Annotated in this window: 20 protein-coding genes; 11 read left to right on the top strand and 9 right to left on the bottom strand. The window is 51.2% G+C overall.

Translation table 11 applies throughout. The features are described from left to right. Positions 1 to 108: 108 nt before the first annotated feature. The 6 genes from BMZ51_RS02785 (at position 109) to paaE (ending at position 4,834) form a co-directional block, all read left to right on the top strand. On the top strand, positions 109 to 1,005 hold the full coding sequence (locus BMZ51_RS02785; protein WP_139201331.1) for a PaaX family transcriptional regulator C-terminal domain-containing protein: 897 nt from the start codon (positions 109 to 111) through the stop codon (positions 1,003 to 1,005). Positions 1,006 to 1,134: 129 nt separating this feature from the next. Beyond that, the gene (gene paaA, locus BMZ51_RS02780) at positions 1,135 to 2,118 is read left to right on the top strand and encodes a 1,2-phenylacetyl-CoA epoxidase subunit PaaA (RefSeq protein ID WP_063310027.1); all 984 of its coding nucleotides are present in this window, start codon (positions 1,135 to 1,137) and stop codon (positions 2,116 to 2,118) included. 12 nt (positions 2,119 to 2,130) lie between these two features. Continuing rightward, positions 2,131 to 2,418 carry a 1,2-phenylacetyl-CoA epoxidase subunit PaaB gene (gene paaB, locus BMZ51_RS02775; protein ID WP_054664467.1) on the top strand — a complete coding sequence of 96 codons (288 nt, stop codon included), beginning with the start codon at positions 2,131 to 2,133 and terminating at the stop codon, positions 2,416 to 2,418. A 7-nt stretch (positions 2,419 to 2,425) separates the two neighbouring features. After that, positions 2,426 to 3,184 carry a 1,2-phenylacetyl-CoA epoxidase subunit PaaC gene (gene paaC / locus BMZ51_RS02770; RefSeq protein ID WP_139201330.1) on the top strand — a complete coding sequence of 253 codons (759 nt, stop codon included), beginning with the start codon at positions 2,426 to 2,428 and terminating at the stop codon, positions 3,182 to 3,184. 14 nt (positions 3,185 to 3,198) lie between these two features. Then, positions 3,199 to 3,708 carry a 1,2-phenylacetyl-CoA epoxidase subunit PaaD gene (gene paaD / locus BMZ51_RS02765; RefSeq protein WP_068006231.1) on the top strand — a complete coding sequence of 170 codons (510 nt, stop codon included), beginning with the start codon at positions 3,199 to 3,201 and terminating at the stop codon, positions 3,706 to 3,708. Between the two features lie 43 nt (positions 3,709 to 3,751). Beyond that, complete coding sequence (gene paaE, locus BMZ51_RS02760; protein WP_068006232.1) at positions 3,752 to 4,834, top strand: 1,2-phenylacetyl-CoA epoxidase subunit PaaE; 1,083 nt, start codon at positions 3,752 to 3,754, stop codon at positions 4,832 to 4,834. A gap of 93 nt (positions 4,835 to 4,927) precedes the next feature. Here paaE and BMZ51_RS02755 read toward each other — a convergent pair whose 3' ends face one another. Continuing rightward, a complete protein-coding gene (locus BMZ51_RS02755; RefSeq protein ID WP_074881741.1) occupies positions 4,928 to 5,353 on the bottom strand; it encodes a PACE efflux transporter in 426 nt (141 codons plus the stop codon). Positions 5,354 to 5,457: 104 nt separating this feature from the next. Here BMZ51_RS02755 and BMZ51_RS02750 point away from each other — a divergent pair, with 104 nt between their 5' ends. Both BMZ51_RS02750 and BMZ51_RS02745 read left to right on the top strand, forming a co-directional pair. Then, on the top strand, positions 5,458 to 5,955 hold the full coding sequence (locus tag BMZ51_RS02750; protein WP_068006236.1) for a MarR family winged helix-turn-helix transcriptional regulator: 498 nt from the start codon (positions 5,458 to 5,460) through the stop codon (positions 5,953 to 5,955). 143 nt (positions 5,956 to 6,098) lie between these two features. Further along, positions 6,099 to 6,593, top strand: a complete 495-nt coding sequence (locus BMZ51_RS02745; RefSeq protein WP_068006237.1) for a GNAT family N-acetyltransferase — start codon at positions 6,099 to 6,101, stop codon at positions 6,591 to 6,593. A 165-nt stretch (positions 6,594 to 6,758) separates the two neighbouring features. Here BMZ51_RS02745 and BMZ51_RS02740 read toward each other — a convergent pair whose 3' ends face one another. Next, positions 6,759 to 7,373 carry a glutathione S-transferase family protein gene (locus BMZ51_RS02740; RefSeq protein WP_068006239.1) on the bottom strand — a complete coding sequence of 205 codons (615 nt, stop codon included), beginning with the start codon at positions 7,371 to 7,373 and terminating at the stop codon, positions 6,759 to 6,761. A 217-nt stretch (positions 7,374 to 7,590) separates the two neighbouring features. Here BMZ51_RS02740 and prpB point away from each other — a divergent pair, with 217 nt between their 5' ends. Next, complete coding sequence (gene prpB, locus BMZ51_RS02735; RefSeq protein ID WP_068006240.1) at positions 7,591 to 8,478, top strand: methylisocitrate lyase; 888 nt, start codon at positions 7,591 to 7,593, stop codon at positions 8,476 to 8,478. A 101-nt stretch (positions 8,479 to 8,579) separates the two neighbouring features. Here prpB and BMZ51_RS02730 read toward each other — a convergent pair whose 3' ends face one another. Continuing rightward, positions 8,580 to 9,131 (bottom strand): sugar O-acetyltransferase, encoded by a 552-nt coding sequence (locus BMZ51_RS02730; RefSeq protein WP_139201341.1) that lies wholly within the window; start codon positions 9,129 to 9,131, stop codon positions 8,580 to 8,582. 200 nt (positions 9,132 to 9,331) lie between these two features. Between BMZ51_RS02730 and BMZ51_RS02725 the strand changes: the two genes are divergently transcribed. Beyond that, positions 9,332 to 10,528, top strand: coding sequence for an MFS transporter (locus BMZ51_RS02725; protein ID WP_068006243.1), 1,197 nt, complete (start codon positions 9,332 to 9,334; stop codon positions 10,526 to 10,528). A 21-nt stretch (positions 10,529 to 10,549) separates the two neighbouring features. On the opposite strand, the gene BMZ51_RS02720 is transcribed toward BMZ51_RS02725, so the two are convergent. The 4 genes from BMZ51_RS02720 to paaG are packed head-to-tail and all read right to left on the bottom strand — an operon-like array spanning position 10,550 to position 13,765. Then, positions 10,550 to 11,158, bottom strand: a complete 609-nt coding sequence (locus tag BMZ51_RS02720) for a TetR/AcrR family transcriptional regulator (protein WP_068006245.1) — start codon at positions 11,156 to 11,158, stop codon at positions 10,550 to 10,552. Positions 11,159 to 11,169: 11 nt separating this feature from the next. Further along, on the bottom strand, positions 11,170 to 12,483 hold the full coding sequence (paaK, locus tag BMZ51_RS02715; protein ID WP_068006246.1) for a phenylacetate--CoA ligase PaaK: 1,314 nt from the start codon (positions 12,481 to 12,483) through the stop codon (positions 11,170 to 11,172). Positions 12,484 to 12,518: 35 nt separating this feature from the next. Further along, positions 12,519 to 12,950 carry a hydroxyphenylacetyl-CoA thioesterase PaaI gene (gene paaI / locus BMZ51_RS02710; RefSeq protein WP_068006248.1) on the bottom strand — a complete coding sequence of 144 codons (432 nt, stop codon included), beginning with the start codon at positions 12,948 to 12,950 and terminating at the stop codon, positions 12,519 to 12,521. After that, complete coding sequence (gene paaG / locus BMZ51_RS02705) at positions 12,950 to 13,765, bottom strand: 2-(1,2-epoxy-1,2-dihydrophenyl)acetyl-CoA isomerase PaaG (protein WP_203416159.1); 816 nt, start codon at positions 13,763 to 13,765, stop codon at positions 12,950 to 12,952. Before paaG ends, paaI begins: the two co-directional genes overlap by 1 nt. A 261-nt stretch (positions 13,766 to 14,026) precedes the next feature. Between paaG and paaN the strand changes: the two genes are divergently transcribed. Further along, positions 14,027 to 15,691: a phenylacetic acid degradation protein PaaN gene (paaN, locus tag BMZ51_RS02700; protein WP_068006252.1), complete on the top strand. Its 1,665-nt coding sequence runs from the start codon at positions 14,027 to 14,029 to the stop codon at positions 15,689 to 15,691. 78 nt (positions 15,692 to 15,769) lie between these two features. Here the strand turns inward: paaN and BMZ51_RS02695 are convergent, their stop codons facing one another. Further along, on the bottom strand, positions 15,770 to 17,185 hold the full coding sequence (locus BMZ51_RS02695) for a sulfatase-like hydrolase/transferase (protein WP_068006254.1): 1,416 nt from the start codon (positions 17,183 to 17,185) through the stop codon (positions 15,770 to 15,772). A gap of 218 nt (positions 17,186 to 17,403) precedes the next feature. Then, positions 17,404 to 18,396, bottom strand: coding sequence for an inositol 2-dehydrogenase (gene iolG, locus BMZ51_RS02690; RefSeq protein ID WP_068006256.1), 993 nt, complete (start codon positions 18,394 to 18,396; stop codon positions 17,404 to 17,406). Positions 18,397 to 18,404 lie beyond the last annotated feature (8 nt).

Raw genomic sequence — 18,404 nt, 5'->3', positions numbered from 1 at the left:
CTAGCAAAATACGATGGCTTATCAAAATGGCTTCCAAACAGGTGCTTGCCTATTGCGGCACTGACCCCTTACAACTTCAGGGGACTAAATCTCAAAGGGCGGATGGACGTGAGCACTCTTGAAATCGAAACTAAAAAGCTCATCGACCGGTTTCATGCGCAAAAACCCATTCGTTCCTGGTCCATGATCATTTCCATCTTTGGTGATTGCGTTGCACCAAGGGGTGGTGAACTGTGGATGGGCAACATCACTGAGATCATGCAGATGATTGGAGTGAGTTCTGGCGTAGTGCGTACCGCTATGTCGCGCTTGGCTTCAGATGGTTGGCTGGAACGAACCCGCATTGGGCGAAACTCGTTCTATAGGCTGACTAATATGGGGCGGGAGGCATTTGATCAGGCGACCCCTCGCATTTACGCCCGAGGCCTCACAAAGGGCAATGGTAGTTGGATCACCGCCATCCTAAGTGATGGAGCTGGCCGCGCAGAACGCCGGGAACGCCTGATGGACCAAGGCTTTGGTGCTATTGCGCCGAATGTGTTGATCAAACCTGATAATGGGCAGGCCCTTCCCAAATCCTCAGAGCAGATTATCTATATGTGCTCCAGTGCACCTGATGATAAGGCCGCACGACTGGCCAAACAGGCCTGGAACCTTACAAGCCTCCAGCAAGGCTACGTTGAGTTCATTGAGAATTATCGCGGGCTTGGAGAGCTCCTGTCAGAAATGGATGGCAACTACAGCGCAATACCCACCGAAGTTGCACTGGTTGTTCGTATCATGCTCATACATGATCTGAGGCGGTTGGTTCTGAGGGACCCTGAGTTGCCACAGCAAGCCTTGCCAGATAACTGGGCAGGCAGCGTTGCCCGTGAACTTGCAGCAAACATCTACAGCAAACTCAAAGATCGCGGTGAGATCTGGCTTGATTCTAATGCTAGAAACGTAGAAGGCAATCTGCCGCCTCTCGCACCAGCGTTTTTTGAACGGTTCCAACCTTTGTAATCATTGGTGAATTTAGAATTGTCCTAAAATGCACACTTTAATGTTACAGAAAATACTTGTTAGAATGATATTCTGTGACATATTGAAGCGGAAACGAACATTGGTGTGCTCTTGGGAGGGACCTTACCTATGTACACGCAAGCATTGAACAACCCGGCTGTTGAAGCTGGTGTTGAGGACGAAGAAAAGCTTGCTGCTTTTCAAGCTCGTATTGATCGTGAAGAGAAGATTGAGCCCAACGACTGGATGCCAGCTGCCTATCGCAAGACGTTGGTTCGGCAGATCTCGCAGCATGCGCACTCCGAAGTGGTTGGTATGCTGCCAGAAGGCAACTGGGTGACGCGTGCTCCGTCCTTGAAGCGCAAAGCCATCTTGCTTGCTAAGATTCAGGACGAGGGTGGACACGGCCTTTACCTCTATTCAGCCGCAGAAACCCTCGGAGTTTCCCGCGAAGAACTGGTCGATCAGTTGTTGACCGGAAAAGCCAAATACTCCTCCATCTTCAACTACCCAACCCTCAACTGGGCGGATGTTGGAGCTGTTGGCTGGCTGGTTGATGGTGCTGCGATCATGAACCAGATCCCGCTATGTCGCTGTTCCTTCGGACCTTATTCCCGCGCGATGATCCGCATCTGTAAGGAAGAGAGCTTCCATCAGCGTCAGGGTTACGATCTTCTCGTTGCCATGATGAAAGGCACAGCGGAGCAGCAGGAGATGGTTCAGGACGCCGTCAATCGCCTCTGGTGGCCGGCGCTGATGATGTTTGGCCCCTCCGACAAGGACAGCAAACACTCAGCCGATAGCATGAAGTGGAAGATCAAGCGCTTCACCAACGATGAACTTCGTCAAAAGTTCGTCGATGCCACTGTGCCTCAGGCAAAGGTGCTTGGCATTTCTTTGCCGGATCCTGATCTCAAGCTGAATGAGGAAACTGGGCACTGGGAGCATGGTGAACCGGACTGGGACGAGTTTTACAACACCATTAAAGGCAATGGCATCTGCAACAAGCAGCGGATGAAAGACCGCATCAAGGCGCATGAGGACGGTGCCTGGGTGCGTGAGGCTGCGCAGGCGTACGCTGCAAAGCAAGCCGCAAAGAAATCAGCTGCTTAAGGGAGGGATCAGATGAGCGAACAAGCAACACCACTTTGGGAAGTTTTTATCAGAGCACGCAATGGCATGTCCCATAGACATGCCGGTTCTGTCCATGCAGCTGACGCAGAGATGGCTCTGCAGGCAGCACGAGATGTCTACACACGCCGCGGAGAAGGGCTGTCTATCTGGGTTGTCCCATCAGCAGCTATCATAGCGAATGATCCGGATGAAAAGGGAGAGATGTTTGAGCCAACAGCTTCAAAGATCTATCGCCATCCCACATTCTATGAGTTGCCTGACGAAGTCGCGAATATGTAAGGAGGCCATGATGACAGATACGGCACTATTTACATATTGCATGCGGCTGGCTGACGATTCCGCAATTCTGAGCCAGCGACTGGGCGAATGGTGTGGTCACGCTTCTCACTTGGAAGAAGACATCGCACTCACCAATATCGCGCTTGATCTCATCGGTCATGCCCGTGAGCTCTACACCTATGCAGGGCAAATCGAAGGCAAAGGCCGCGACGAAGATGCCCTGTGTTTCCATAGGGTTGAGCGGGAGTTCAATAATCTTCTGCTTGTCGAACAGCCCAATGATGACTTCGCATATGCCATCATGCGCCAGTTCCTCTTTTCCGCGTTTATGCACCCGTTCTGGGAAGCAATGATGAACTCGAAAGACGAACAACTGGCAGGTCTGGCTGCAAAGGCGGAAAAGGAAGCGACCTACCATCTGCGCCATTCTGCTGAGTGGGTGATCCGTCTGGGAGACGGCACCGAGGAAAGCCACAACCGCATCAATAACGCGCTGGAGTTCCTCTGGATGTACACCGGCGAGATGTTTGAGTGTGACGAGGTTGTATCATCGTTGGTTGCCAAAGAAGTTGCCATAGACCCTATGTCTATCAAGCACTTATGGGACGAGACGGTGAACACGGTTCTGGTCCGGGCCAATCTGGAGCGCCCAACAGAAAGCTGGATGCAGACAGGTGGCCGTAAAGGCGAGCACAGCGAGCATCTGGGACACATTCTGTCGCCAATGCAGTATCTGCAGCGCTCGTTCCCGCAAGCCCAGTGGTGATCGGGAGCTAACCCATGGCAGTTGCAGCGAAAATTCTGAGATCTGAGTTGGATCAAAAGGCCTGGGATGCGGTGTGCGATGTACCCGATCCTGAGGTGCCGGTGCTCACCATTGAGGACCTTGGTGTCTTGCGCGATGTGCACGTGCGGGCAGATGGCTCTGTAGAGGTGACCATCACACCAACCTACACCGGTTGCCCGGCCATGAGCATGTTCGCTTTCGATATTGAAGCGGCTTTGCTCTCCGCAGGTTTTGAGAGAGTGGATGTCAAAACCGTCCTCACTCCAGCCTGGACCACGGATTGGCTCACAGAAAAAGCGCGTGAAAAGCTAAGGGTTTACGGCATTGCACCTCCAAACGGCAAGGCCTCGCGCCGGGCCTTGTTTGGTGAGGAACAAGTCCGTTGCCCCAAGTGTAACTCTGCCAACACCAGCCGTATTTCCGAGTTTGGTTCGACCGCTTGTAAAGCGCTTTACCGCTGCAACGATTGTTCCGAGCCTTTTGATTATTTCAAGTGCATCTGACCCGTTCGCCTGGAAGGCAACGGCAGATGTAAGGGAGGAAGCCATGTCACCACGGTTTCATAGATTGAAGATCAAGTCAGTCCATCAGGAAACAGAGGAAGCTGTCTCTATCGCCTTTGAAATTCCTGCGGACCTAAAGTCAGATTATTCTTTTATTCCAGGACAGTATCTCACCCTGCGCGAATTTATTAATGGCGAAGACACCCGCCGGTCCTACTCCATTTGCTCGTCTCCCAAGGATGATGACATCCGCGTTGCGATCAAGAAAGTGGAGGGTGGCCGCTTCTCTAGCTTTGCTCTGGATCATGTCTCTGTTGGCAACGAGATTGATGTGATGACCCCGATGGGCCGCTTCAATCTGCCAAGAGGAACCACTGAAGAAGCAAGGGTTTATGCCGCTTTTGCTGCTGGGTCCGGCATCACGCCGATCATGTCCATGGTGCAAGCTGTGTTGGAAGATGAGCCGAACAGCCATTTCTTCCTGTTCTACGGCAACAAGAATTCCCAGAGTGTGATCTTCAAGGATCAGCTGGATGACCTGAAGGATCGCTTCCTCGATCGCTTGAGTGTCTACCATGTTCTGTCTCGTGAAGCGCAGGAGCTCAGCCTCTTCAATGGTCGCTTAACCTCTGAAAAAATTGAGGAATTCATCACAAAGACCGTTGGTGAGAACAGCATCGACCACGTCTTCCTCTGTGGTCCGGGCGACATGATCGAGGCCGCCAAAAAAGTCTGCCAAAGCCATGGTATTCCTTTGGAGCACATCCATAACGAACTGTTTGTGCCAGCAGATGGCAGTGATCCGCACGCAGCTCATAAAGCCAAGGATTCCAGCGCTGTAGACCACATTGCCAAGGTCTCCATGATCGTAGATGGTGCCCGCCATGAGGTGGCGTTGAAGCCGGGTGAGACCATTATTGATGGGGCCCTGCGGATGGGCATTGAAGCACCGTTCTCCTGTAAAGGTGGCATGTGCTGTACGTGCCGTGCCAAGGTGGTCTCCGGTAAAGTCGACATGGCCGTCAACTACTCGCTGGAACCGTGGGAGATTGAGGCCGGCTACGTGCTTACTTGCCAGTCCAGACCAAAAACGGATGATGTAACAGTCGATTACGACGATATCTAATCTGTCAGCGACCAGTTTGCGTTGGTTTGAAAGGAAAAGCCGGAACATGCGTTGTTCCGGCTTTTCCTGCGTTCTTATGTTGAGTACTTGTTGTCAGGCTGCTTGTGGTGCAGGCACTGGAAAGACCAGATCATAAACCCAGTTGTACACGAAGGCGTAAATCAGGAAGAAAACGGCAAAGCCAATATCAAGCAGCAATGCCTGAACAAAATTCATCTGCAACCACCACATGATTGCGACGATACCAAACCCAAGCAGTCCACCCTCAAACAGAAGGGCGTGCGCAACACGCATAGCGACGGTTCTTGGCTTGGTACCACGGTTGGCAACATACCACTTGTCAAAGAGCCAGTTGTAAACAAAGTTCCAGCCCATTGCGAGCAGAGACATGCCCAGTCCGAGTAAACCGATCTCCTGCATGGAATGACCAGTCACCCAGCTTCCGAACACGGCAATAATCGAAAGTGCGACCAGCTCGAACAGCACTGTATGCCGAAGCCTATCCCAGAATGTTCTCATTTTCACACCTATCTTTCTAAATAGCTTGCCAGATAGATATATATAAACTACCTTTCTGGCAAGGTTTATTTTTCAATCGTTAAAAACAAGAGTTGTGGAGCCTGATGTCGAAAGCCTATCAGCTGAATAAAGCCCTTGAAATGATGCGGGTACACTGGCCAGAGGCTGTTTCGCTCGAAACCGAGCTATATCTCAGTATGAGCCGGCTCAGTGAGGTCATAGACCAAAACAGTGCCAATGAGCTGGAAGCATATGGGTTGACCAATGGGGCTTTTGAGGTTCTGGTAGCCTTACGCGGGCGTTCAGACCCCAAGGAAATGTCGCCCAGTGACCTCTACCGCTCTTTGCTCAAAACATCAGGTGGTATGACTAAGATCCTCAAGCAGCTTGAGGAGGATAACCTTATTGTACGCATCGACCATGAGACTGATAAACGCAGCAAAATGGTTCGCCTGACACAAAAGGGAAAAGATGTGGCAGAGCAAGCCATGCAAAGCGTAATGGCTGGTGATCGTCGTCTGCTCTATCAAAACCTGTCCAAGGACGAGACACAGTCTTTGCGCGATATGCTTTTAAACGTGGTCAATAAATTGGGTGTTTAGCTGTAAAATACTCTGCCACATGTCTGGCCTGCGCACTGCTGACCCCATGCTTTTGGTCAAGTCTTGCATATTGGGTATGTGTAAGGTGCGGCAAAGCCGAATGGGAAAACACTGGTGCATAGAGATGAACGCAGGGGAGGAGCGTGGATTTGTATTTAACGACAAAGCGCTGCCTCATCACCCGGCCCCAGTTACGTGACAGGCCGTTTCTCAATCAGCTGTTTTGTAATGAAAAGACGCGTGCTTTTTTGGGTGGCAGGCAGAGCCAAAACGCAATCGAGCGCCGTTGTTCCAAGGTAATTTCGCAAAGCCAGTGCGACCACGGTATCGTGCGCTTGCAAGAAGGAGATCGTGCTGTTGGCCTTCTAAGTGTGGGGCCATATCACGACACTTTATCCTACGAAGTCTCCTATGAGTTCCTGCCTGAATATTGGGGAAAGGGCTATGCCTATGAAGCCCTCCAAGCTTTCCTGCCCTTTAGTTGCCAAGCGCTTAAGCTCCCCGTGATTTTGGCTGAGACCCAGCACCGCAACACCCGCTCAAAACGCCTCCTTGATAAGATCGGACTGCAACAGGTGGACCAGTTAAAACGTTTTGGCGAGCAGCAAGTTATCTATCAATACCGATCTCCTGTCTAAGCGCGCAAAGGCTTTATCAAAGCGCCTTCCTTTTGGGGGGACTGGCTCAGCATGCAAGTTAGATGCCAGCCTTTTGCACTGTGCTTTACTTGGACGTTCAGTGGTTCAGACTGCACGTGTGCACTTGGCTGGCAATCGCGAAAGGAAGGTATAAACTGGTGGTGCCTACAACATGCCAGCAGCTCTTACTGCCTTCACACTGTCTCGCTGTTCCATCAACTTTTGGAAGGCGTGAAATTTAGGGAAGGGGGTAATATCAACACCGTCGCCCATTAGCCATGTGCTGATCATGTAAAGATAAGCATCAGCGATGCTGATAGCCTCTCCCAATACAAAAGGGCCAGCAATCAGGTTCTCCTCCACATAGGTACAGCTCGCTGTCATGGTTTCCGGCACCTTGGCGCGCATATCCTCAAAGCTTTCCTGCTTGTCTGCCCAACGCGCTCCTTTGAGTTTATGCGCGTGGTTCACATGCATGGTAGAGGCGAGGTAGTACATGACCTCACGCACTTTTGCCGCTTTAAAGGGATCAGAAGGCAGCAGCTTTGCGTGCGGGGCCATAGCCGCGATGTAATCCAGCAGTGCACCAACTTCGGTCAAAATCCCTTTTTCAGTAACCAGCACAGGCACTCTGCCCTTGGGGTTTACCTTAAGCAGTTCGGGGCGGCCTACCTCAGGGTTCTTAAAATCAACCTTATGTGTGGTGTAGGAAAGCTGTGCTTCTTCCAGTGCGATGGCGACAGCAATGGAAATGGTGTTTGGAGCATAATATAGTTGCATTGATCACATACTGGTTGGAGGTAATGGGTAAACAACGACTAGGTTATCCTTAGCCCTAAAGACCCGCAACTCAGGTGCTCGTGTTTGTCCCTTGAATAATGCTCGCAGATTTCTAGAAAGCGCTACCAAGCGGTTTACCACCAAACAGAGGCAACGTTGCAGCACAGTGCAAACAGCCTCATAATTGCGCAGATACGATCAAAGAAAGGCCGGACCAATGAGTGCAGGTGCTCGGTTTCGTCAGGCTCTTGAAAAAGAAGTCCCGTTGCAGGTGGTGGGAACAATCAATGCCTATCACGCGCTGCTGGCAACGGCCAGCGGGTACCGTGCAATATACCTTTCCGGTGGCGGCGTGGCAGCAGCCTCTTGTGGCCTGCCTGACCTTGGCATTACCACTTTGGAGGATGTTCTTGTAGATGTGCGCCGCATCACCGCTGCCTGCAACACACCCTTGCTGGTCGATATAGATAGCGGTTGGGGCGGCCCCTTTAATATCGCCAGAGCTATCCGCTCTTTAGAGCAGGCCGGTGCTGCCGGTGTCCACATAGAAGATCAGGTCATCGCAAAGCGGTGTGGTCACAGGCCCCATAAGCAGCTTGTTCCAATTAATGAAATGGTCGGGCGGATAAAGGCTGCAACACAAGCCAGACAGAGCAAGGACTTTGTCATAATGGCCCGTACTGATGCTCTGGCAGTTGAAGGCATGGGGAAGGCTCTGGAGCGGGTCGCTGCATACGTAAATGCTGGTGCTGATATGATTTTTCCAGAAGCGGTGAACACACTTGCCCAGTACAGGCAGTTTACAAGCACCACCCCGGTTCCCGTTCTTGCCAATATTACCGAGTTTGGGGTGACACCACTTTTCACCACCACAGAATTGGCGCAGGCAGGTATCAGCCTTGTCCTTTACCCACTTTCCGCCTTTAGAGCGATGAATCAGGCAGCGCTGGAAGTTTTCCAGCAACTGCGCGAACAAGGAACCCAGAAAAGCCTGCTGGAGAAGATGCAAAGCCGCGAAGAACTCTACCAGTACCTTCACTATCACGACTACGAGGACAAACTTAACGCGTTACAAGCGGAAAATTTGCAGAAAAAAGACCCGTAAAACAGTCTCTTAAAAAACTGTAGCCCCAACTCTTTAAGCGCGCCCATTGTTTGCCGCCCTCTACTTGGGGCAGCAGAACAATGCTGACCCAAGAGTGTTTTTTACCCACGTGCTCGTGCAGGGTTGCCGACCACGGTTGCACCCGCAGGCACATCTTTTGTCACCACACTGCCAGCCCCTACAATCGCCTCATCACCAATGGTCACACCCGGCATGATGACCGCAGCGCCGCCAATCCAAACCCGTTTGCCAATGCTCACAGGTTTTGCAACCTCCAAACCTGCAACGCGTTTTTCGGGGTCCTTGTGGTGTTGCGCGCAGTAAATTTGCACATTGGGGCCCAGCATGGTTTGTGCACCGATACGCACGGGAGCGCTGTCTAAGATTGTGCAGCCGGCGTTTAAAAATACATCCTCGCCCAAATGGATATTAATGCCGTAGGTGCAGTGGAATGGCGTTTCGATGATTGTGCTTTCAGTGCAGATTCCAAGCAGCTGACGCAGGGAAGGGCTGATCTTGCCCCGTTCCGAAGGGTGTAATGTGCGATGTTCATGCACAGCGTGATAGGCAGCTTGTCTGAGTTCCTCCAGCTCCTGGTCAACGCATGTATACCATTCGCCAGCCGCCATTTTTTCTCGTTCACTCATCATGATGGGTCTATTCCTTGATTCTGGTCTCAACTCTGCGGAAAATTAAAGGCAGGTGCAAGCTGCAATTTGAAGCAGCCATGTAGGAGGTTGAAAGGCAGGCAATTGCAGAAAAGCTTTCATTTTTGATAGGTCTCAACTCCTGATATTCTCTCCAAATGCCTTGCTTTTAAAAGCATCAGGCAACTTGATGGGGAGAAGTGCAGGTGAAGCTGGCAATATTAGTAATCGCAAATTTTGTGGCGTCGCTGGCGATGGGTGTTGCTCTCACTATTGTACCGTGGCAGTTGGCAAAGTCTGCTGGCGGTGAACAGGTATTAGCGCTGACCGCGACCTACGCCAGTGGCCTTCTGATTTTCCTCTCCCCCGTCTCGGGCCGCCTCGTTGACCGGTTTTCTCGCCGAAAACTGATGGTCTTGAGTTTTGTTCTTATGGGAGCCGTGCTGCTGCTCGCAACGCTTGGTTACCAGCAGCCGGACTTCAGGCTGTGGGGTTTGGCGGCGTTTTTCTTCGCCTCCCAGGTGTTCTTTTTGTTTTTGTATCAGGCAAGAACAGCATTTATTCAGGAGGTCTTTGCAGAACAGGAACGTGCCCGCGTAAATAGCTGGATGGAAGTGGAAATGCAGTCCTCCACCTTTTTGGCTGGCGTGATTGCCATATTTGCATTGCAGGATGCCTATTTCGCAGTCGTCCTTTTTCTGACGGCGGCGATGCTGATCACAGCTGGCCTTTTGATCCTTTTCATTCCTTACAACAAACAGCCACGGCCCAAGCAGGCAACGCTCTTGCGCACCGTGTTAAAAAGCCTTTTAAGACGCAAAGATCTCTTGCTGTTAGGGGTGTGCGCAAACCTGCCTTATGTGGCTGTGATGTTGCTCAATGTGGTGCACCCAGTTTACATCAGTAAGGTGCTGCAAATGGATGTGGCCGCGTTGGCAACCGCTTCGTTGTCCTATGCAATTGGCGCAGCCGTTTTCGGCTATGCAGCGGCACATATCATTCGATGGTTTGGTGAGCTGACGGTGATTGCGACCACGTTGTTTCTGTTTTCGTGCGCTCTGCTGGGCGTAAGCCTGATGCCTGTTTTTTCAATGATTGTTGCCGTGGCCGTGGTTCTGGGCAGCACCAATGCCCTTACACGTGTCACGTTTATGACCTACGCCATGAAGAAGGTGAGTCCACATATTATGGGGAGCTACCTCTCCATAATTCACTCCCTGACTTACGTGCAAAGAACTGTATTTAGTTTGCTGTTGTCGCTGCTAATTGTCTATGCGCCTGATGCCAATTACTATTACTTTGTATTTGCGGTGGCCTGTCTGGGGCCCGTTGGGTTCTTTGTTTATGCCCTCATTGCAAGTGAGCAGATCGCTGAGGTTGAGAGCACACCTGAAGCCGCCTGAGCTATGCAAGCAATGCTGCAATCACGAGTGTGTGCCGGGAATAGACTGGGACCCGCTGAGAAGGATGTTCACCACCAGATCCGCATAGCCCTCACGGCTGAGATCGCCATTAGGTTTGAACCACAGGTAAGACCAGTTGAGCATGCCAAACAGGCTCATGGTCACCGGCTTCACCAAAACATCCCCCTCGCTGAGCTGCGGGTTGGCCTCGCATACGGCCTTGGCAAAAATGGCAACCAGCTTGCGCTCCAGTTCAATGATCCGCTGTTTCTTTTCAATGGGTAGAAACGAGAGTTCGTTGATCTGTAATTTGTGTTCGCTGTCAGCATCCTCATAAGCCACCAAAAGCGTGCGGGCGAGGGACCTAAGGCGATCCAATGGCGACTGCTCTTGAGTGATAGCCCCTTCAACCGCCTCCACTAGCTCTTCAAGATGAGTGCCGATGATATCCACCAGCAGCGCCTCCTTGTTCTCGTAGTAGTGGTAAAGAAGCGCTTTGGAAAAACCGCAGATCTTCGCAATCTGCGCCATGGATGTTTTGTCGTAGCCATGCTGCGCAAAAGCGCGCGCCGATAGCCTCAATATGGATTTGCGTTTGTCGTCATAATCCGCTGCTCTGGTGCGCGCCATGCTATAGTCCGTTATTCTTCCTTGGGCCGCAGGTCTACAACCCGCTTAGCCTTGCCTTGGCTTCGTTCTATGGAATTGGGTAGGCCCACGTCTACCCCAACCGAGATGCCAATGTTGTTTTTCACATGAACCGCCAGCTCTTTCGCGCTTGCCTTGCGCTCAGCTTCGTTCTGCGCAGCCTCTGTCGCTTCCACATTGACCATAAGCTTGTCCATGCGTCCTTCACGGCGCAGTTCAATCTGGTAATGGGGCGACAGGCCTTCACAGCGCAACATTTGCTCTTCGATTTGCGTCGGGAAGACATTCACACCGCGCACGATCATCATGTCGTCTGACCGGCCGGTGATTTTCTCCATACGTCGCATCTTGCGGGCGGTTCCCGGCAGCAAGCGCGTCAGATCGCGTGTGCGGTAGCGGATGATCGGCAGGCCTTCCTTGGTCAGCGTGGTGAAAACCAACTCACCCTCAGAGCCATCGGGAAGAACATCGCCCGTCACCGGGTCGATAATCTCGGGGTAAAAATGGTCCTCCCAGATATGCAGCCCATCCTTGGTCTCCACACACTCCTGCGCCACACCTGGTCCCATCACTTCAGAAAGGCCGTAAATGTCCACCGCGTGCATATCAAACGCTTGCTCGATTTCTTCGCGCATGGAGTTGGTCCATGGTTCAGCACCAAAAATGCCGATCTTGATAGAGCTCTTGCGCGGGTCAAGACCCTCCTTACGATACTCATCCAAAATGGAAAGCATGTAGGAGGGCGTTACCATGATGATTTCAGGCTTAAAGTCCTCAATCAACCGCACCTGACGCTCTGTCATGCCACCGGACATTGGAATGACTGTGCAACCCGCTGCCTCTGCACCGTAATGGGCGCCAAGACCGCCAGTAAACAAACCATAGCCATAAGCGATATGAACTTTATCGCCTGCTTTGCCGCCAGCTGCACGAATGGAGCGCGCAACCACACTGGCCCACGTCTCAATGTCTTTCTTGGTATAGCCAACCACTGTGGGCTTACCCGTCGTCCCGGAAGAGGCGTGAATACGGCAAATCTCCTCACGCGGAACAGCAAACATCCCAAATGGATAATGATCGCGCAGATCCTGCTTGGTCGTAAACGGAAACTTGGCAAGATCAGACAGATCCTGCAGGTCATCAGGATGCACGCCAGCTTCATCAAAACTGTCTTTATAGAACTTTACGTTCTCATATGCGTGTGTAAGCGACCATCGCATGCGCTCCAACTGCAGTGCAGCAAGGTCGCTCTGACTGGCCGTTTCAATAGGGTCTAAACTAGCCCCGCGCTCAGCAATATCCAACATTTTCTCCTCCTCAAATGCTGGTAACTATCAATAAATCAATGCGGTAACTCGATATGAACACCCTTGACGGTGCGCGAGTTTCCGCGGAATTCTGCAATACGGTCGCCGTCCTGATTGCTCACATGAATGTCGTAGATGCCGGAACGACCAAGCACGGTAATTTCCTCTGCCGTCGCCGTTAAAACATCATCTTCATGAGCAGGCGCCAGGTATGTTATGGAGCATTGAAACGCGACAACTCGCTGGTTGTGGCTGTTGCAGGCAAATGCAAATGCGCTGTCTGCAAGGGTGAAGATGTATCCGCCGTGACACGTTTTATGGCCATTGGTCATGCTGGGCACGACCCGCATGGAAATCGTTGCCTGACCGGGTGCAATCTTCTCCAGCTCCATGCCCAAGGCACGGGTTGCTTCATCTTCTGCCCACATGGAGGCCGCAACGGCCTCCGCCAATTCCTGTTTGTTCATCAAGCCTTACCTGAATATTTTGGAGCACGTTTCTCCATGAAGGCAGTGACGCCCTCAAGATAGTCAGGTGTCCGTCCCGCCTGACCCTGATAATCGCATTCCAGATCAAGCTGTTCATCTAGGCTGTTGTCTTCAGAGGCAATGAGCGCTTGCTTGATAAGGCCCAGACCAACTGTTGGGCCAACGGAAAGCTCTTGCGTCATCGTCGTTGCTTCTTCAAGAAAGGTTTCTGCACTGGCAGTTTTCCAGATCATGCCCCACTTTTGGGCCTGCGCAGCACTTATCGGGGTTCCCAGCAGCGCGAGGCCACGGGCGCGAGCAGAACCCACAAGGCGCGGCAGAAAGTAGGTCCCACCTGAATCCGGTACCAGTCCGATCTTGGCAAAGGCCTGAATAAATTTGGCTTTTTCAGAAGCGACAACAATGTCACACGCCATCGCAATATTTGCCCCAGCCCCGGCAGCGACACCATTCACAGCACAAACCACTGGAATGGTGAGTGATGACAGCTTGCGAATAAGGGGATTATAGTAGGCCCCGATGGTTTGGGTGAGATCAGGCGGCGGAGCATCGGCACTGGGTTTTACGCGGTCACCCAAATCCTGCCCTGCACAAAAGCCCTTGCCGTTGGCTGTCAATAAGATTGCACGGCAGCTTTCATCAGCATCTGCTGCCTCCAACGCAGCGTAAAGTGCGCGGTGCATTTCATCGTTAAACGAGTTCAGCTTGTCAGGGCGGTTTAGTGTAATCACGTGGTAGGTGTCTTTTACATCCACCAAAATGCTCTGCTCGGAAATGACGCTCGTATCGCTCATTGTCTCTCCCTCCAGTTAAGTCAGTCGACAAGCTTCAGTGAACCACCAAAATGCTCCCAATGAACTCCCAAATTCAGGCGGAGAGCAGCTTTGATACCTAAACATTTCGTAGGCTGGTCGATGGTTCTAGCAATTTTTGCTTGAAATGACTGACCGGTCGGTTAATTATTGACTCTAAGTGAAATCGCTGTCAATCGCAATTCAGCTCACACATTGGTCGAAGAGACCCAGCGGCACCCGCAGGTCATTCGAGGAGGAACCATGGTTCAATTTTTTGAAGCGCACAAAGACACTCTTTTCCAGGCAGTAAAGACAAGTAAAGCTCGCGACTACTGGTCCGCTTACCCTGAGATCGCTTCGGGTAAGATCTATGGCGAGACCGCTAAGGATGATCAGGCTGCTGAGTTTGAAGCGCTTATGGACAAACCGTTTGCGCTGGGCCAGCCTACAAACGGCAACTGGGTTGGTGCAGAAACATCGCCCTACGGTAAAGCCTTGGGTGTTACCTATGAGGATGCCTCGGTAGAAGATGTCATTGCTGCCTCAAAAGCTGCTGGAAAAAGCTGGGCGAGCGCATCTGTCGAAGACCGTGTTGGCGTAGCGCTGGAAATGCTCAATCGCGTCAACAAAAAGTCCTTCCTCATCGCCAATGCTGTCATGCATACATCTGGTCAGGCCTTCATGATGGCGTTTCAGGCAGGTGGCCCACACGCCCAGGACAGGGGCCTGGAAGCAGTTGCCTATGCCTATGACGCAATGACCCAGACACCAAAAGAGGTGACTTGGACAAAGCCGCAGGGCAAACATGATCCGATCGTGCTGGACAAGAAGTTTCGCGTTGTGCCACGCGGTGTTGCATTGGTTATCGGTTGTGCAACCTTCCCAACCTGGAACACCTATCCGGGCATGTTCGCAAGCATGGTGACTGGCAATTCTGTCATCATCAAACCACACCCGATGGCAATCCTGCCAATGGCGATTACAATCCAGATTGGCCGAGAGGTCCTGAAAGAAGCGGGCTTTGATCCAAATGTTCTGATGCTGGCCGCTGACACCGCGGACAACCCAAAAACCAAAGGGTTCGTCAGTTCCGAAGAGGTCAACATCATCGACTTTACCGGCTCCAACACCTTTGGTCAGTGGGTGCGAGACAATGCAGGCAATGCGCAAGTTTACACCGAGGAAGCAGGTGTAAACGCGATTACCATTCACTCAACGGATAACCTGCGCGGCATGGCGAGCAATATTGCGTTCTCCTTGTCGCTCTATTCAGGCCAGATGTGCACCACTCCGCAAAACATTTTCGTTCCGCGCGATGGTATAGAAACCAATGACGGTAAGAAGAGCTTTGAGGAAGTGGCTGAGGCGATCAAGGTCTCTCTTGATAAGCTTCTGGGAGACCCCGCTCGTGCGGCTGCAATTCTAGGTGCCGTCCAGAACCCAACGACGCTAGATCGCATTTTTGCAGCAGGAAAGCTGGGCAAGCTGATCCGTTCTTCTGAGCCTGTGGAAGGCATGAATGGCGCTCGTTCTGCAACACCAACCGTGGTTGCAGTCGATTCCAAAAACGAAGAAGCATACATGCAAGAGCGTTTTGGGCCGATCTCCTTCATCATCGCGTGTGATGACATTGATGATGCAATCGCTCGTGCAGCAGGTTCAGCCAAGAGCCACGGCGCAATCACTGCAGCTCTGTATTCCACCAGTGAAGATGTGATCGACAAGGCGGTTGATGCCTATGCATGGGCAGGCGCACCGCTCTCCGTCAATCTTACAGGCAATATCTACGTGAACCAGTCAGCAGCCTACTCAGACTTCCACGTCACCGGTGCCAATCCGGCAGGCAATGCCAGCCTCACAGACGGAGCCTACGTCGCCAACCGCTTCCGCATCGCCACCGTCCGCCGACAGGCAGCAGTAGGGTAATATCAGACTAGAGGAGTAGAAGGATCAAAGTGCCTCCTTTTGCTCCTCGCCTGATGAAGCGTAAAGAAAACTCACTTTCTACATAGACAACCGGTCAGGGCTTGTAGCTGGAATCTGCCGTTTGTTGTCGTTAATGGGCTTCAGATGTAACCAAGCTACTTTACCTGCTTCGAACTGATTTCGTCCATGACGTGTAAATAATGGTGGGTGATGGTCACCGACCAAAAGGACTTCTGTAGAACGGAGGCGTGGATCAAGCGCAATTCCTTTGACAAGATGAGAGATATTTAGCCATTGCTCTGCCATACGGCAGAGTTCCTGATCTTTGAAAACGCCACCATTTTTGCACCCTAAACGTTCCGGGACTTCACCAGAACCAACTGGCTTATGCGAATTTAACGTGAGCCAATATGCAAATTTAGGTGCTGAATCTTCCTGATGAAGGAAGTTATTGACTGCTCGGGCGACGTCTGCATCGCATAATCCTTCAAATGTGATACCACACTTAGGGAGTTCATTGGCGTGCTTTAGGCCGCTATAGTTTTCCAGAAAATTTAACTCCTGAAAACCAACTTTTGGGTACCAATCAAATCGTTCAAAGAACGCTCCTGAAAAACCATGGAAGGCAGCTGTTTTATACCCTGAAGCAAGGGCTATGCGTGGCAAGCATGCAACCGTTCCACGATCACGGAAATCTCGGTAATCAGCTAAACGATTACAAAGCTCACGCGCTTCTGCAGAGGAGGTGGAACCAATATATTCTGTACTACCCGACTGTACTGAATAGGTTTCTTTCAAATCAGTATCGAGGAGCGGTCCCCAGATTTGCTCTTGCTTTCTGCCCTCTTTGAAGGTCCCTAGTCCTTCAACTATCACGATCAGAACATCAGGTTGTGTCGTAGAGGTTATTTGCTGCTTTAAGTTGGCACGAATTGTTGCTGCATCTTCAACTGGATCAAAAGGATTTGATAAGAAACTCTCAGTTCGTAGCTCCCAATGAGAAGGGGCATTTAGGGTCCAATCAACCCCTGCATATGTAAACAAGACCATGAAGAGCGGATAAAGACTCAACTGTTTCCGGTTTTGCTTGGCGCGCTGCGTGACCCTGTAAGTAAAGATCAAGCTCACTAGGAAGAAGAAAAATACGGCGCAATAAGTAATTGACGCAAATAAATCGAGCTTGTTCAGGTAATGGACTGAATCAACAATCATCATTGGTGACATCTGAAAGTAATTGGCAGAAAACAATACGCCGTCAACGATCATCGTGAATGCAAGCAGAAGGAGGAAAAGGAACCTGTGAACAAAGATTCCGAGAAATAAGACCAAACCTAGAGCAAGTATGTTTGATACGCGCATCGGTGCATAGTAAATACTTGAAAGTATATATACGAAGCTTGGTGTAATGATGCTAAATACTGCAAACCGCCAAGACTCGGAGCTCTTTAGTCTGCGGTTGACAAAAATAGCAGCTGAAGGAAGGGAAAAGGTCATCTGCAAAATCCATAACTTATCAGAGAATTCTTACAGGATTGCGGTAAACAAGTTCTTAGTGAAAGGTTGACCTGCGCTATTCTAATTGATTGGGTTTTGTTTCATTTGGTTTGTAGTCTAGGTAGGTTTCTTTTTTTGAGGCAGTTTACATCACGCAAACAAAAAGGGCCGGTTCATCCTTGAACCGGCCCTTTCTCGTATCCTGCTACAAACCGAACTTAGGAGTTTGCCAGTTCGCGGGCTTTTGCAACGTCTGCGGCTGCTGTCTCTGCTAGTTCGAGGGCTTTCAGGCCGTCAAAACCGTTTGGGGACATTGCAGTCCCGTCGTTGAGCGCATTAACAAATGAAGTCAGTTCGATGCGATAAGCAGCCTCATAGCGCTCCATGAAGAAGTCCATGAGTGGCTCCACAGTGTAACCATCACCATTTGCAACGGTTACAGTTGTGTTGCGCATGTTCTCAGCGCTTATCATTCCCTTGGACCCATGCACTTCAATGCGCTGGTCGTAGCCGTAAGTTGCGCGGCGCGAGTTGGTAATGGTGCAGATCTTGCCACTTGCAGTTTTCAGCATCACAGAGGCAGTGTCCACATCGCCAGACTCGCCAATTGCGGTATCAAACAAAGCACTGCCCATGGCGGACATTTCACTCACTTCTTCGCCCAGGAGGAAGCGTGCCATATCAAAGTCATGGATCATCATGTCTTTAAACAGCCCAGGGGAATGTGCAGCACAGTCGGCCGGTGGCGGGGAAGGGTCACGCGATGTGATCTGTACCAGCTCTACATCACCAACAACACCGGCTTTTACCTGACGCTTCACTTCGGCAAAGTTTGGATCAAAGCGGCGGTTGAACCCAACCATCAGCTTTGCACCGGTCTCTTCAACGACCTTAAGACATGCACGAATGCGATCGCTGTGCTGATCGATCGGCTTTTCACAGAAGATCGCTTTGCCAGCGCGCGCTGCCTGCTCGATCTGATCTGAATGCAGGTCTGCCGGAGTTGCGATGATGATGGCATCAATTGCCGGATCATTCATGATGGCATCCAGGCTGTCCAGACGAGCACCGGTTTGCGCTGCAATGTCTTTTGCAGCAGCTTCAAACGGGTCATAAACAGCTACAAGCTTGGCATTATCCAGCTGGTTGATTGCTTTTGCGTGGGTCTTGCCAATACGGCCAGCTCCCAACAGGCCAATTGAAACAGTCATGTTGTATC

Source organism: Pseudovibrio axinellae (assembly GCF_900110875.1).
Classification (GTDB): domain Bacteria; phylum Pseudomonadota; class Alphaproteobacteria; order Rhizobiales; family Stappiaceae; genus Pseudovibrio; species Pseudovibrio axinellae.
This window is presented reverse-complemented; position numbering and strand designations above follow the sequence as displayed.

Bases quoted from the DNA above. Each gene is read 5' to 3' on its own strand.
- prpB (WP_068006240.1), top strand. From the start codon at position 7,591: ATGAGTGCAGGTGCTCGGTTTCGTCAGGCTCTTGAAAAAGAAGTCCCG.
- paaG (WP_203416159.1), bottom strand. From the start codon at position 13,765: ATGAGCGATACGAGCGTCATTTCCGAGCAGAGCATTTTGGTGGATGTA.
- paaN (WP_068006252.1), top strand. From the start codon at position 14,027: ATGGTTCAATTTTTTGAAGCGCACAAAGACACTCTTTTCCAGGCAGTA.
- paaE (WP_068006232.1), top strand. From the start codon at position 3,752: ATGTCACCACGGTTTCATAGATTGAAGATCAAGTCAGTCCATCAGGAA.
- BMZ51_RS02740 (WP_068006239.1), bottom strand. From the start codon at position 7,373: ATGCAACTATATTATGCTCCAAACACCATTTCCATTGCTGTCGCCATC.
- paaA (WP_063310027.1), top strand. From the start codon at position 1,135: ATGTACACGCAAGCATTGAACAACCCGGCTGTTGAAGCTGGTGTTGAG.
- BMZ51_RS02720 (WP_068006245.1), bottom strand. From the start codon at position 11,158: ATGGCGCGCACCAGAGCAGCGGATTATGACGACAAACGCAAATCCATA.
- paaB (WP_054664467.1), top strand. From the start codon at position 2,131: ATGAGCGAACAAGCAACACCACTTTGGGAAGTTTTTATCAGAGCACGC.
- paaI (WP_068006248.1), bottom strand. From the start codon at position 12,950: ATGAACAAACAGGAATTGGCGGAGGCCGTTGCGGCCTCCATGTGGGCA.
- BMZ51_RS02755 (WP_074881741.1), bottom strand. From the start codon at position 5,353: ATGAGAACATTCTGGGATAGGCTTCGGCATACAGTGCTGTTCGAGCTG.
- paaD (WP_068006231.1), top strand. From the start codon at position 3,199: ATGGCAGTTGCAGCGAAAATTCTGAGATCTGAGTTGGATCAAAAGGCC.
- paaK (WP_068006246.1), bottom strand. From the start codon at position 12,483: ATGTTGGATATTGCTGAGCGCGGGGCTAGTTTAGACCCTATTGAAACG.
- paaC (WP_139201330.1), top strand. From the start codon at position 2,426: ATGATGACAGATACGGCACTATTTACATATTGCATGCGGCTGGCTGAC.
- iolG (WP_068006256.1), bottom strand. From the start codon at position 18,396: ATGACTGTTTCAATTGGCCTGTTGGGAGCTGGCCGTATTGGCAAGACC.
- BMZ51_RS02750 (WP_068006236.1), top strand. From the start codon at position 5,458: ATGTCGAAAGCCTATCAGCTGAATAAAGCCCTTGAAATGATGCGGGTA.
- BMZ51_RS02695 (WP_068006254.1), bottom strand. From the start codon at position 17,185: ATGACCTTTTCCCTTCCTTCAGCTGCTATTTTTGTCAACCGCAGACTA.